12 protein-coding genes are annotated in these 14822 nt (G+C 41.7%); 2 read left to right on the top strand and 10 right to left on the bottom strand.

Annotation, left to right across the window (positions count from 1 at the left end; translation table 11 throughout):
• Window positions 1-196: 196 nt before the first annotated feature.
• The gene (trpR, locus tag Xhom_RS47625; RefSeq protein WP_069316899.1) at window positions 197-517 is read right to left on the bottom strand and encodes a trp operon repressor; all 321 of its coding nucleotides are present in this window, start codon (window positions 515-517) and stop codon (window positions 197-199) included.
• Window positions 518-573: 56 nt separating this feature from the next.
• Complete coding sequence (gene sltY / locus Xhom_RS47620; RefSeq protein WP_069316898.1) at window positions 574-2493, bottom strand: murein transglycosylase; 1920 nt, start codon at window positions 2491-2493, stop codon at window positions 574-576.
• A gap of 385 nt (window positions 2494-2878) precedes the next feature.
• Here sltY and ettA point away from each other — a divergent pair, with 385 nt between their 5' ends.
• Complete coding sequence (ettA, locus tag Xhom_RS47615) at window positions 2879-4546, top strand: energy-dependent translational throttle protein EttA (RefSeq protein WP_071933877.1); 1668 nt, start codon at window positions 2879-2881, stop codon at window positions 4544-4546.
• A 67-nt stretch (window positions 4547-4613) separates the two neighbouring features.
• Here ettA and Xhom_RS47610 read toward each other — a convergent pair whose 3' ends face one another.
• The 4 genes from Xhom_RS47610 to serB form a co-directional block, all read right to left on the bottom strand.
• On the bottom strand, window positions 4614-5339 hold the full coding sequence (locus Xhom_RS47610) for an ATP-binding cassette domain-containing protein (RefSeq protein WP_069316896.1): 726 nt from the start codon (window positions 5337-5339) through the stop codon (window positions 4614-4616).
• A 674-nt stretch (window positions 5340-6013) separates the two neighbouring features.
• Window positions 6014-7240 (bottom strand): multifunctional transcriptional regulator/nicotinamide-nucleotide adenylyltransferase/ribosylnicotinamide kinase NadR, encoded by a 1227-nt coding sequence (nadR, locus tag Xhom_RS47605; RefSeq protein WP_069316895.1) that lies wholly within the window; start codon window positions 7238-7240, stop codon window positions 6014-6016.
• A 438-nt stretch (window positions 7241-7678) separates the two neighbouring features.
• Complete coding sequence (gene radA / locus Xhom_RS47600; RefSeq protein WP_069316894.1) at window positions 7679-9064, bottom strand: DNA repair protein RadA; 1386 nt, start codon at window positions 9062-9064, stop codon at window positions 7679-7681.
• Window positions 9065-9087: 23 nt separating this feature from the next.
• Entirely contained in the window at window positions 9088-10065 is a 978-nt protein-coding gene (gene serB, locus Xhom_RS47595) for a phosphoserine phosphatase (RefSeq protein ID WP_069316893.1), read from the bottom strand.
• Between the two features lie 116 nt (window positions 10066-10181).
• On the opposite strand from serB, the gene Xhom_RS47590 reads away from it, so the two are divergent.
• Window positions 10182-10841: a YtjB family periplasmic protein gene (locus Xhom_RS47590; protein WP_069318486.1), complete on the top strand. Its 660-nt coding sequence runs from the start codon at window positions 10182-10184 to the stop codon at window positions 10839-10841.
• A 33-nt stretch (window positions 10842-10874) separates the two neighbouring features.
• Here Xhom_RS47590 and Xhom_RS47585 read toward each other — a convergent pair whose 3' ends face one another.
• The 4 genes from Xhom_RS47585 to Xhom_RS47570 form a co-directional block, all read right to left on the bottom strand.
• Complete coding sequence (locus tag Xhom_RS47585; RefSeq protein WP_069316892.1) at window positions 10875-11168, bottom strand: hypothetical protein; 294 nt, start codon at window positions 11166-11168, stop codon at window positions 10875-10877.
• A 409-nt stretch (window positions 11169-11577) separates the two neighbouring features.
• Window positions 11578-12423: a 2,5-didehydrogluconate reductase DkgA gene (gene dkgA, locus Xhom_RS47580; protein WP_069316891.1), complete on the bottom strand. Its 846-nt coding sequence runs from the start codon at window positions 12421-12423 to the stop codon at window positions 11578-11580.
• A gap of 25 nt (window positions 12424-12448) precedes the next feature.
• Window positions 12449-13609, bottom strand: coding sequence for an alcohol dehydrogenase (gene yqhD / locus Xhom_RS47575; RefSeq protein ID WP_069316890.1), 1161 nt, complete (start codon window positions 13607-13609; stop codon window positions 12449-12451).
• Window positions 13610-13921: 312 nt separating this feature from the next.
• Window positions 13922-14587 (bottom strand): DedA family protein, encoded by a 666-nt coding sequence (locus Xhom_RS47570; RefSeq protein ID WP_069316889.1) that lies wholly within the window; start codon window positions 14585-14587, stop codon window positions 13922-13924.
• Window positions 14588-14822 lie beyond the last annotated feature (235 nt).

Here is a 14822-nt window from a genome sequence, read left to right as displayed (position 1 = left end):
ACTCACCCCAGTTACATAGGTTAGCACATAGTTAGACATAGTTAGCTATGCTACTGGGGATTCGTTCCCTTGCTGTCGAGCTGCAACTCGAAATCCATTGGGTATACAAGTAAGCCGTTTGGGGTCATAACATGATGACCCCGCTTGGCTATTTAAGCCGTTATTTGCACGACTTAATGTAATTATTTAATAGCAGTTATTTTAATAACTGCGCTTCCAACCATGCTTTAACATGAGCTGGCGCTATTTTTAAGCTGTTCGAACCACGAGTGATTGTTGCGATACCCACACTTAGCTCGTTTTTCAGTTCGCGTTGGTTCATTTCTCCACGCATCAATTCCTGAATAATCCGAACTCGGGTTGATAAAGCGGTACGTTCATCGGGGGTCAATAATAGCTGCAAAATAGAATGTTGCAAATTTTCTTCAAATGCGTTTTGCAATAACTTTACAAAAGTGAACCAGTCATCACCATCTTCCGGGGAAATCGCCGGATCAATCAAATGATTTTGTGCCATAAAAAGCCACCATACTATTTAACTAGTACAGCAGCATATCATACATGCATCCTAAATTAATAATGTCTTTGCCATTCGGTATCGGTCAGTACGTTAGATATTTTCCCCATAAAATTATGGTAGAACATATCGTAGGCAAGAACATTTTTGACATAATTGCGTGTTTCATTGAAAGGGATGCTTTCAATAAAGGCAATCGGATCAAGGTGTCCAGAGGTATCAGCCAGCCAACGATCAACATTTGTAGGCCCTGCATTATAGGCGGCACTGGCAAGAATACGGTTATTGTCAAAACGCTGGTAAACCGAATCCAGATAAGCGGTGCCAATTTTAATATTCATAATTGGGTTCATTAATTGATTTTTACTGGCATAGCCCTGAATTTTATTCGTCTTTACCGTATGTTCGGCGGTTTTAGGCATGATTTGCATTAGCCCACTGGCTCCTTTAGAAGAGCGGGCTTGCGGATCCCACGCACTTTCCTGACGAGCAATTGCCATTGCATAACTTTGGGAAATATTTTTGTCTGCTGTAAAGTTTGCGAACTCGTTTTTCCATGCCAGCGGGAAACGTTCTTCAAGATGATCCCACATTTTTCCCGTAATAGTAGCTTGCACACTAAGCGAGGGCCAATGTTGTTCAAACGCATAACGCGCCAATTGTTCCTGCGTCAATGGATTTTGTGAGGCCACTAAGCGAACCCACTCCGAACGTGCCAGACTCTCCATATCCCAATACAACAACTCTTGGATGCGCTTAATTTCCGGCATACCAGCAATGGTCATATCGGGTCTTTTGGCTTTATTAATGTTCAGAGGATAAGTTATATGCAATTTCTGAGCGGCTACCATGGGATAAAAACCACGGTGCTTGGTTAGGTTACGCAATATTGCATTTCCTTCTGTGGTCTTTCCTTGATTGAGCAGAATAATGGCACTCCAATATTGCCATTCATCATTTTGCAAGACCGTTTTGGGCAGTAGCGCCAGCCAGCCATCAAGGCTAGTATAATCGCCATCCCTCAAAGCCAAACGAGCACGTCGCTCAAGCAATTTAGTCGATTGTGAATCCCGGATAGTTTCATCTCGCCACTTTGCTTGTTCTGGTGTGACATCTCCCATTAATTGCCATGCAATGAACTCTTTTAATTGCTGCTGTTCGGAGTCATTCATTTTCTGCATTCGCACCAGTGTTGGAATAGTTATTCTGGCTAATTTGGCATCTTTGCGGGCGAAACGCTGAAAGGCGGTGATAACGACCGAGCGGGTGAAATCTGTTGGAGCCGTGGTGGTTGCGAATTGTTCAACTAATTCAGGATCATGTTGTAGTTTTACCAAACTAGAGACTAACTTCTGATAATTTAATGGCAATCGCTTGGCAAGATAGCTAACGAGTGGAACGTTATTTTCTTTCATAGCCAATTCAAGACGCTGCAAAATTAAATTTGCAGACAAATATCCAGATTGTTCCCAAACATTAATGAGTTGATTGCAACTGTCAGGTAATGAACTGCCGCTGAGCCAAATTTTCTCAGCTCCTTGCCACGCAACCTGCTGGTGACCAGTGGCCCATTGGGCGAAGTAGTAATGGCAACGTTCGGCAACTGAATTTGGGGGATTGGGGGAGAAGGTTAAAAGGTTGTGCCAGTCGCCATTTTTTGCCAGTACATTGATAAATTGAAGTTTCAGCGAGTGTGTTAGTGGCAGAGTCGGGTAATTATCAATAAAGTGTTGAACTTGTTCAGGGGTAACTATTGCCAAATCCTGAGTTAATTGACGATATTCAAGATAAGGGTAGAGAGGATACTTTTGCAGCGTGGGCATTAGACGTGCAATTTCCTCTCTATTTTTGGCATCCCAAGCCTGTTTTATTTCTTGATATCGTTGACGTTGTGCGTCTAGCGAATCAGCATGAGCTGCTCCCACAACAACAAAAACCAGACTTACAGCTATTGCAAAATGCTGCCACTTACTCATTGCCACACACCTCTCCAGAAGATGATTCTACTATCATGCCAAAATGCATATACCCCCTATTTTTCAAGTTTCCGCTTGGTTGGCTACAACCTGAAATCTACTGGGTATGGCTAAAATACCATGTAATTATAAGCATATTATTGATGTGATTGATCACAACTAATACGTGCTAATAAGGAAGGGGCTGTAAAAGTGTTTATTTTATAAGAGAGTAGATAAACCTATTTGTATTCCATCCCTCAGTGAATACAATCGACAGATTGGAACGGCGATGCTATTCATAAAAGGACGTTCCGCCCAGAGGCTTTTTACCGTTTGCGGTTATCTAGCCCCCTGAACGCAAACGAATTTCAAAATTTCCTGATTAATTAAAAGGTAAAATACATTGGCTCAATATGTTTATAGTATGCATCGGGTTGGTAAAATTGTTCCCCCGAAAAGACATATTCTGAAAAATATTTCTCTGAGTTTTTTCCCGGGAGCAAAAATTGGTGTTCTCGGTCTGAATGGTGCCGGTAAATCGACCTTACTGCGCATCATGGCGGGTATTGATAAAGATATTGAGGGTGAAGCTCGCCCACAGCCCGGGATAAAAATTGGTTATCTGCCGCAGGAACCAAAGCTCAATCTTGAACATACTGTTCGCGAAGCAGTGGAAGAAGCTGTCAGCGAAGTAAAAAATGCTCTGACACGCCTTGATGAAGTCTATGCTGCTTATGCTGATCCGGACGCAGATTTTGACAAGCTGGCAAAAGAACAGGGTGAACTGGAATCTATTATCCAATCCCATGATGGGCACAACCTGGATAACCAGCTTGAGCGGGCGGCTGATGCTCTGCGTTTGCCTGCTTGGGATGCTAAAATTGAACATTTGTCAGGTGGTGAACGTCGTCGTGTAGCAATCTGCCGTTTGTTGCTGGAAAAACCAGACATGCTGCTGCTTGACGAACCAACCAACCACCTTGATGCTGAATCTGTCGCATGGCTGGAGCGCTTCTTGCATGATTATGAAGGCACAGTCGTTGCGATTACCCATGACCGTTACTTCCTTGATAACGTTGCTGGCTGGATTCTGGAACTTGACCGTGGTGAAGGCATTCCATGGGAAGGTAACTATTCTTCATGGCTGGAACAAAAAGATGCGCGCTTGGCGCAGGAAGCTGCATCAGAAGCGGCTCGCCGTAAATCCATTGAAAAAGAACTTGAGTGGGTTCGCCAAAATCCCAAAGGGCGTCAGGCAAAAGGTAAGGCACGTCTGGCTCGCTTTGAAGAACTCAATAACGTTGAGTACCAGAAACGTAATGAAACCAGTGAATTGTTCATTCCACCTGGCCCGCGTTTGGGTGATAAAGTGCTGGAAGTGACCGATCTGACTAAGTCTTATGGTGATCGTATTCTGATCGACAACTTGAGTTTCTCCCTGCCGAAAGGAGCGATTGTTGGGATCATCGGCCCGAATGGTGCGGGTAAATCGACACTGTTCCGTATGTTGTCAGACCAAGAGCAGCCGGATTCAGGTTCAATTTCATTGGGTGAAACCGTTAAATTGGCTTCTGTTGATCAGTTCCGCGATAGCATGGATGACAGCAAAACCGTTTGGGAAGAAGTTTCGGGCGGTCAAGATATCATGCGTATCGGCAACTTTGAAATTCCGAGCCGAGCTTATGTTGGGCGCTTTAACTTCAAGGGCGTAGATCAAGGTAAGCGTGTTGGTGAATTGTCTGGTGGTGAGCGTGGCCGTCTGCATTTATCCAAACTGTTGCAAGTCGGTGGCAATATGTTACTGCTTGACGAACCAACCAACGATTTAGATATTGAAACGCTGCGTGCGTTGGAAAATGCCCTGCTGGAATTTCCTGGCTGTGCGATGGTTATTTCCCATGACCGTTGGTTCCTTGACCGTATCGCGACACACATCATTGATTATCAGGATGAGGGTAAGGTGTCCTTCTTTGAGGGGAACTTCACCGAATACGAAGATTATAAAAAGCGGACTCTGGGGGCTGAAGCACTGGAGCCACACCGCATTAAATATAAAAAGATCAGCAAGTAAGCCTGATAAAGAAAACGGCCTGATATCAGGCCGTTTTTCAAGTTTAAGTTTATAAACAATAACTACACTAACACAACACGCGTTGTTCCAGAAAAGACTCATAAGTTTTAACGGCCTTTCCACTTGCTAAAGTGATGACACTATCTGCATATTGCATTAAGCGTTTATCTTGAGAGGCAATTACAACCGTACCTTTCTGTTCATGTGCAATAAATTTAAAGATATTAATCACCATCTGAAATGCCTGCTGATCTAAGTTGCGCATTGGATCATCTGCAAATAAATATTCAGGCCTTCTGACTATGGCTTTTGCCATTGCAGCCAGTTGTTTTTCGTTTTCAGACAGCTCCTCTGGATAATAACGGCTCTTATGGCCTAATTTGACAACGTCCAACGATTTCTGCGCGATTTTTTCTGCTTGTTCACGAGAAAGCGATAATCCATAAGACGTTGATAATAACAAGTTATCTAACAGAGTGAGTTCTCTAAATAAATTGAAACCCTGGAAAATAAACCCACTACTCTCGGTATGAAACTTTCCTAATTCTCTATCATTCATCAGTTTCAGCTTGTTATTATTTATTAATACATCTCCTTGGTCTGGTTGTAACATACCCGATGCAATCGACAGCACTGTACGGTTAGTCGATGCTTTCGGCCCTGTTATCAAAGTAATTTCACCTGGTATAATAGAAAATGTGATATCTGAAATCATTTCATGATTAACTGTATTATCAGTTAAACCATATGAAATATTGATAACCTCAATCGATTTAAATTGATTTAAGTTCATATTCTCAACACAATTAGGTTAAAAGATTAAAGCTTTTTCCTTAACATATACTGTCTAAGTCCATTCGCAATAATACCTATAAGGAATTGCGCAAATAAAAATAGTTTATATGTGAAACATTCACATCAGGGATATACTCATCTTATGTCAATTATTATTTACAATGATTATATAATAAATGAGATGTTTCTTAGTCTTGGAATAAAAAGTCAAAAACGTTAGTTAATTATGCTTAAGATAAAGATTTAGTTAAATAAAAATAGCATAAATCATTCTATTTTTATTCCACTTTGATAATAAGGAAAAAAGTCATTATGTTTTTATTAATAACTTAACATTATTTTGTGCATCACCCCCATTGTTGATAAAAGACCTAACATATTTGTGGGATTATTAATAACTAATAAAATTTATATAAATAAATCAATAGGTCTGTTCATTAAATGACTTATTTCTCTGTAATTCAAGTCAAAACGGTAAAATTCAAGCATCAAAAAATATTATTATCACAATTTATTTTATTGCTATTGTAAAAATAACCACAAGAAACATTTAATTAAACGTTAATATGGAATAAAACAAGGTCGAAAAAAGTTATGGCTAAGAATCAATTACTATCTATTAATTGTAATAATAATAATATAATTTAAATCTATTTTATAGATAAAAGTTAGTTACTCCATTAACATTTCTTGAACTAATTCAACACAGCGCAGAAAACGTTGATCATAGTCTGGCGAATTGACACAGATATAATTGATATTATTTTTCTTCAACATACTTTCAAGTAAATGTTGAAATTCTTTGCGATCCCGTTCGCTACCCAGACTTCTCAAACCATCAGCTACCCAAGGTGTGTTATTTTCTAAAAGAATAACTAAATCAAAGCGATACTCATCAATCATCGCTTGAACAAAAGGATGTTCTTTACCTTCATAGCGTTTGCAAAATGCCTGTGTTGTCACGAAATCGGTGTCAATAAATACAACTTTATTGGCATATTTAACTGAAAAATCAATATATTGAGCATGACCTAATGCAATCTTATCGTAATCTGAGTATTGCAAAGCCATTTCATCCCCCCCTAAGTGGGAAAATACATATTCACGACCGTATTCCCATGCACTGGTGGTGTTAAACATATTGGCCAGCTTATTCACTAATGTCGACTTTCCGCTCGATTCACCACCAAGGATAGCGACAGTGCGCACAAAGAATGGCTTCACTTCTGTAGGGATATATTCCCAATAACGGAAAGGTGCCTGACGAATTTGGCTGCCACTGATATTCATAAATGAACGCTGTGGATCAATAAGAAAAGTCTCAATACCGAAGTATTCTTTATAGCGAGAGACATCCTGCTCTTCACTGGAATAGATATAATTAGGATTGATACCTTTTTCTGCCATGAATGTTTTCACGCCTTTACTCCAAGCTTTCCAGCCATTCGGATAAGGCTCCATTCCTTGTTCATCAAAAACGTGAATATGGATATTTTTCTGATACTTAAACGTTTGCAATAACCATCTCAGGCGATCACTCACTGTGGGTTGTTGGGACATCGAACTGTTGATAAATAACTCACGATCCCGGGTTTCGTCATAACAAAGAACAACATGCAATTCATCAACTTGGCTGGATGCCCGTTGAATCAAATAAATGTGTCCGGTATGTAATGGGTAAAATTTACCAAACACGACTCCAATTGTTTTCTTTTCCATAGGATAGGCTAATCCTAGATATTGATGAAGAGCTGCCAGTTTCTGAGCGCTGGGACTCTTTATTTTGTCATTAACCAATTGGCTCAGATAGCCTTTTGTCATACCGCTCGCATCAGCAATTTGTTGTAACGTGTAACCTGCCTGTTTGATAGCATCTTTCAAATAGTCAAACTGATTCATACATCCTCCTTGTGTTTAGTATATTAAACAACATAGCATGCTCGCTGTGAAAGGTAAAATAAAATTGAGCATATTGATATTTTGGAATGAAATATTGCTATTTTCATGGCCGTAAGAATTTAAAATTAGATAATCAACAATATATAAAAAATAAAATAAATATGTATTAAATTTATGGTTAAATCGAAAAAATAATCACTATATTAATTGTTGGATTTTATTTAATACGATTGATCTATCTTTGGGATTTCGTAGTTATATTTGTATAACTATTTCGGATTAAATGTTACTAATAGTTTTTGATTAGGAAAATAGCGTGGGTTGATAGGGTGAATTTATTACCTGCCTTATTGGTTCTGATAATGTCAGGCAGGTAACAAAATATTTTATGTAACTCGGAATCTATTAAGGATAGAACGCTCTGGAGTAAATAGTGACTCAGTCATCCAGATCGTCCAAAATAGCTAAGGCATCAGCCAGTTTTTTAACACCGAATACCTTCATATCCGGCAATGCTTTTTTGGGAACATTGGCATGAGGCACAATAGCCCGTTTAAAGCCATGTTTGGCGGCTTCTGAAATGCGCTCCTGACCACTGGGAACGGGACGAATCTCACCCGCCAATCCCACTTCACCGAATACCACCAGATCACGGGGTAAAGGACGATTACGGAAACTGGAAACCAAAGAGAGCAATAATGCAAGGTCAGCACTGGTTTCCGTTACTTTCACACCACCGACAACGTTAACAAATACATCTTGGTCAGCCATTTGCAAACCTCCATGTCGATGCAAAACCGCCAATAGAATAGCCAACCTGTTTTGTTCAAGCCCTACCGCGACACGACGAGGATTTGACATCATGGAGTGGTCTACCAGCGCCTGAATTTCAACCAGCAAAGGACGAGTGCCCTCCCACACAATCATGACAGAACTACCCGATGTCACTTCATCGCCACGGCTCAGGAAAATGGCAGAAGGGTTATTCACTTCCCGCAATCCTTGTTCGGTCATAGCGAACACTCCAAGCTCATTGACGGCACCAAAACGGTTTTTATGACTGCGCAGTGTGCGAAAACGCGAATCTGCTTCGCCATCCAGCATGACAGAACAGTCTATACAGTGTTCGAGCACTTTTGGACCGGCCAAAGAGCCATCCTTTGTGACATGCCCAACCATGATAATGGCAACGCCACGGGTTTTTGCAAACCGTGTCAAGTAAGCTGCGGTTTCTCTCACTTGCGCTACACTGCCCGGTGAGGATTGAATATCCGCCATGTGCATCACTTGAATCGAGTCGATTACCATGAGTTTCGGTTGTTCCTGTTCGGCAATCAGGCAAATTTGTTCAATACTGGTTTCTGACAGCATGTTCAGTTCATCGGTCGGTAAGCCTAGCCGATGTGCTCTCATCGCGACTTGCTGCAATGATTCTTCCCCTGTGACATACAATGTTTTCATCTGGGTCGATAATTGGCACATAGTTTGTAAGAGCAGGGTACTTTTCCCTGCGCCAGGATTACCCCCGATCAAAATGGCACTACCAGGAACCACGCCGCCGCCAAGAACCCGGTCAAACTCTTTAAATCCGGTTGAAAAACGGGGCAGTTCTTCCAAACTGATCTCTGAGAGTTTCTGCACTTTGCTGATGCCCACATCTCCGGCATAGCCGCTTAAACGTTCATTACGGGAAGATGAAGCTGCGGCCAAACGCACTTCCGTAATTGTATTCCATGCGTGACATGCGGTACATTGCCCCTGCCAACGTGGATAATCTGCACCACACTCGTTACAGACAAATGCCCGTTTTGCTGCTTTTGCCACTCTGTTCTCCCTCAATATGACTACTAACGTTCTTCGTGTTTCAAGCCACCACTCAAAACACACAAAACACCCATCAAATCGGCATGGCGGATCGCAACCTTAGCCTGCGCATATACTTTGGGCTTGGCATGATAGGCAATTCCCAATCCTGCTTTGCGGATCATTTTCAGGTCATTGGCGCCATCACCAATGGCAACGGTTTGGCTCAGAGGAATGTTCAGCTCTTTTGCCAATCTTATCAGCGTAGTTGCTTTATATTTCGCATCGACAATTGTCCCTTTGACTTTGCCCGTCAGTTTGCCATCTTTAACTTCAAGTTGATTGGCTACGGTGGCAAAAAGACGCAGTTGTTGGCGAAGATTATCGGAAAAGAAAGTAAAACCACCGGAGGCGATCGCAACATGCCAGTCCAATGATTGTAACTTGCGGACAAGGCTCGTCAGGCCAGGCATAAGAGGGAGCGTATCCAGCACTTGCTGCAAGATTGCTGCATCGGCACCCGCCAGTTGAGCAACGCGTTCGCGCAGGCTTTCTGAGAAATCAAGCTCACCCTGCATTGCGCGTTCTGTGATTTCAGCGACTTTGTCGCCAACGCCAGCCAAACGAGCGATCTCATCAATACACTCGATCTGGATAGCGGTTGAATCCATATCCATCAACAAGAGGCCAGGCGAGCGCAGACGTGGGATTTGCCCCAATGGAACAACATCCAGACGACATTCATCTGCCAGTCGTTTAATGCGAGGCGAAAGGCTGCCAGCAATACGGACAACCTGATAATCATCAATACGCCATGAGGATACGACCACCATAGCTGCACCAAGCAGATGCTGAAACTCGCTGATGCGTTGTTTATCCAAACCACGCCCATACAGCAACCATCCGCTGTCCCCAGCTCGGTAATCCAGTGGCATCACTTCATCACCACTGAGGGATAACGGTAATCCCGGCCATTTATGGATCTCATCCGGTAAGTAACGATAGGCCAGATTATTAGACATGAATATCGACTCCTGTATTCCATACAATTTTGGCGGCAAAAAATTCTTTTCAAACTATCCTATCAATATTGCATCTGGCAACATGTGCCTTTGGTGCATGGGATGAGATAATAATGATGATAAAAGCTAAACTAAAATTCCGATTACACAAGACAGCGATTATTTTAGTATGTATAGGTCTGCTGGTACTGCTGATGCAGGGGGTTTCCTATTTCAGTCGTTCTCAACAGCAATCCCATATGGCTCAGTTCGAGGATCTGGCGAAGACATTGGCAAAACAAGTTGCATTCAGCTTATCTGATTATATAGATAATGGTAGCAAAGATATTGATAGTAAAAAAATTGTAGATAATTTGGATTATCTGACTCGGGAGAGTCGAATCTTGGATGCTAGTGTTTATTTGGCAAATGGAACACAGATTGCACGGAGTGGTGAACCGATCTCTGTTCGCGAACGATTATCGCTAGAGGGAAAAAAATCCAGTGGTTATTTTAACCAGCAAATAGTCGTACCTATACCGGGTAAAAACTCGCCCAAAGGTTTTCTCCGCCTGACATTGGATACCCACAGATTGGCAACTGAAGCTAAGCAGGTCGATAACACCACTAACTTACTCCGTATCATGCTCCTGCTATCCTTGGCGATTGGCTTTATTCTGGCCCATAATTTATTGCAGCTATCTCCTAGCCGTTGGCAACAGTCGCCTTATCTGTTGACTGCTAACACCAAATCCGCTGATGAGGTAGAAAATAAAGATGATGATCCTCAACAGTAACTTCAATGCTATAGGTTGGGCAGGTTTTGTAGATTAACGCTTATCATAAATTGCTTTCCCATAATACCGATTAAAGCAAACGGAATAGATTACACCGTGTAAAAGAGCAATCACAATTGCGCCATAAAACACAATCGGTTTATGGGACATCGCAACATGCAAAATAGGGAGCTGATCGAAGCGGAAGATATACATATGGAAAGCAATAACCGCTACCGCAAACATAATACCTGCCGCATTGTGGTGAATGTGCTTTGATAACAGAAGCCACTTTAAGATGAAGAAAAAAGGGATAAGCATCAATAAAGAAATCACTATGTAAATCATAACCATTTCCTTAAGTATTATTTGGGTTAAATATGGAAGTAGATATGTTTTTTACTCTCTAAAAAAACATAATTAACTTACTATCCATTTAATACATATAATATTTACTGTCATACAGTAAGTCTATGTCATAAAGCATACACCAATAATCAACATTGTTATTATTCATAATTTTGATTTTATTAATGAGTTGCAGTGCTTTTATCCCATCAACACTACATCTGGCAACGTATGCCTTTTGCGACACCCTCGATAGGGTGAGGAGCTGTCACAGCGTGAGTTATACTCCTGGGAATTCGTTTCCCTCGCCGCCGCTATGCAACCTGATATCCTATTGGGTATGCCGTGACCTGAATTCTGTTATTCGACAGAATTCAGGTCCTGTTGGATTAGATTATATGGAGAGTTATTAAAAGGTAGCTAATTCAACCAGGTTGTAAGTCTCAGGATTCGGGCCTATCCGCTTGCCAATATCCAATGTTGCCATGGCAGTTAAATCTTCTTTTTCCAATCTGAAATCAAACACCTCAAAATTTTCTTTAATACGAGAAGGGGTAACGGATTTAGGAATGGCAATCATGCCACATTCAAGGTGCCAGCGGATGACAATTTGCGCCGGTGTTTTTCCGTATTTAATGGCAAGTTTTTCAACTAATGGAGAGTCAAAAACGCCTTTTCCTCCCCGTGATAATGGGCTCCAGGATTCAGTTGTAATATGGTGGGTTGCATTCCATGAGTGAAGCTGTCGCTGTTGCATCAGTGGATGCAATTCAATTTGATTGATAGCAGGAATTTCGTTGGTTTCGGATATCAATCTCTGCAAATGTTCAATGTGGAAATTACACACACCAATACTGCGAACCAACCCCGCCTCTTTCAGATCAATAAGTTGTCTCCATGCATCAACATAATGATCTTGCTCAGGCGCAGGCCAGTGAATGAGATAAAGATCTACATAATCCAGCTGTAGTTTGTCCAAACTTTCCTGTAATGCAGCACTGGCGTCCAGATGGCGATCATTCCAAAGTTTGGTGGTGACAAAAATCTCTTCCCGTGGAATATCACTTTCCTTCAAGGCTTTTCCTACACCTTCTTCGTTATGATAAATCGCTGCTGTATCAATAGAACGATAACCCACTTCCAATGCCGTGTGGATAGCTTTAACAACCTGTTCATTACTCGCTTGCCAAACCCCAAGCCCCAATTGTGGCATGTGGTTCTCATCAACGAGCTTAATAATTGTTTGCTGCCCCATGCTTACCTCCTTCAGATTTGGAACTTCAGATGGACGCCTCATAAATTCGCTGACTGACATCAAGCGTAATATCTTGGTGTTCACCGAGAGCAACCAAACCTTGTGTTTCTAATTTTTTGATCATTGCAGGAATAGAACTGCCATCAAGCCGATAATCAGAAAGATGAGTTTTCACTCCCATATCTTCAAAAAACTGACGAGTGGCACGGATAGCCTTGCTGATTCTTTCTTCTTCAGAACCCTCAGTGAAATCCCAGACACGTTCAGCATATTGCAGGAGTTTGTCGTGTTTCGCTTCGCGTTTTTCTTGTAAAAGATGCGGTAATATAATCGCCAGTGTCTGAGCGTGGTCTAACCCGTGAAAGGCGGTTAACTGATGACCCAACTCGTGTGTTGCCCAATCTTGTGGCACTCCGGCACCTAAAAGACCGTTTAGCGCTTGGGTTGCTGTCCACATAATATTGGCGCGAATAGCATAATTTTCAGGTTCTTTTAGTACCTTAGGCCCTTCTTCAAGTAACGTCATCAATAAACCTTCTGCATAACGATCCTGCACTTTGGCATTTACGGGATACGTCAGGTACTGCTCCAACGTATGGACAAAAGCATCTACGACGCCATTAGCCGTCTGCCTGACTGGAAGAGAATATGTTACTTCGGGATCGAGGATGGCAATTTTGGGGAAAACAAAAGGAGAGGAAAAAGATTGCTTATCGCCTGTTTCCCGACGGCTGATGACTGAAAAATTATTGGTTTCGGAACCTGTTGCAGGTAGTGTTAGTACACAGGAAAAAGGAAGAGCAGAAGTGATATATGCACCGTTGGTTATTAATATCTCCCACAAATCATCATGAGGATAATTAACTGCTGCCGCAATGAATTTAGTGCCATCAATGACAGATCCTCCCCCGATTGCCAGTAAATAATCAATCTCATGTTGGCGGATGTAATCGACAGCTTTGATAAGTGTTTCATAGGCGGGATTGGGTTCAATACCACTGAACTCGTCAATTGTATAGCCTTCCAATGCAGCATAAACTTGGGAAAGTACCCCATTGTGCTTAATACTACCACCGCCATAAACTAACAAAATCTTCGCCGTTTTCGGGATTTCATTACTTAATTGGGCAATTTGCCCTTTGCCGAAAATGATTTTGGTGGGGGTGTGTAGGGTGAAATTCTGCATAATAATAACCTTTTCTTACTCGTTAGATCATGTAAGTTTTGGGATATATCAATGAGCATCCTTTTGTTTATTGAGACGATTTTATTTGTATAGTTTCAACAGCATCACGTTAGGATATTGATCGATTGATAAGGTCGTCCATCCCATTCAGGGAAGTTATTCAGCCTATGAAATTCGGGTACTGCTCAAACTGTTGGCACTAACGGTTGCCTGTCGGAATGGACTCTGGTTGTTTAATTTTTGGGGTTGATAAATTTTCAAATAAAAAAACAGCCGCTTTTATAAGAAAGCCTAAACAACAAGTTTTTTGACTTACTTTCTCTTTGATGATTTTTTGTGGCGCCAGTACATCAGTAAAGAAGCGGATAATCCACTGATCAACAAAATCACAGGCAGAATTATCAAAATGTTCATCACCAGATCTTGGTGCGCTTTGACAAATGGGATCTGGTTCAGTATGTAGCCAAAACCCACGATAATAATGACCCATAAAAAGCCACTTAACCAGTTAAAAAACTGAAAGCGTTTATTATTTAGACCAGAAATACCCGCAAATGTTGGCAGAAGAGTACGAACAAACGCTAAAAAACGTCCGATAAGCAGAGCGGATAGGCCGTATTCGGAGAATAGTTGATTGGCACGTTGGCGATATTGTAAGGGAAGTTGCGCCAGCCAATTTTTCACTATTCGGGTATGACCGAGCCAGCGACCCTGCAAATAGCCTAGCCAGCACCCCAGACTTGCCGCAATACTCAATAGAATGACGGTGGGAATGAAACTCATGACGCCTTTGGCAATCAAGGCACCAGAAAGTATCAGCAAAGTATCGCCGGGTAAAAAAGCGGCTGGCAATAGCCCGTTTTCCAGCACTAACGTGACAAAGAGAACACCATAAATAATCCAGATGACATCGGGATTGGCGAGTTGGTTAAAATCATGATGCCAGAGCGCATGCACAATCTCGCTTAACGTTTCCATTGTTTATCCTGTAATTTTTGCGAATGAACTAATTAACGAGCAGGTCTATACCTATATTTCGAATGTAAAAGATGAAAGGAGGTTTCAAGTGTACCGCAAAATGAAGGGGGGAGGGGGGGATTTGATACAACATAAAGGCTTGAACGGGATGACAGGGAAAAAATGACATCATGACTCTCTTTAATACTCTTTTACGACCCCCTCGCATTGGGGCGAGGGTTTACGGCGTTTTTCG

Origin of the sequence: Xenorhabdus hominickii, from assembly GCF_002632725.1 — a bacterium.
Taxonomy (GTDB): Bacteria; Pseudomonadota; Gammaproteobacteria; order Enterobacterales; family Enterobacteriaceae; genus Xenorhabdus; species Xenorhabdus hominickii.
This window is presented reverse-complemented; position numbering and strand designations above follow the sequence as displayed.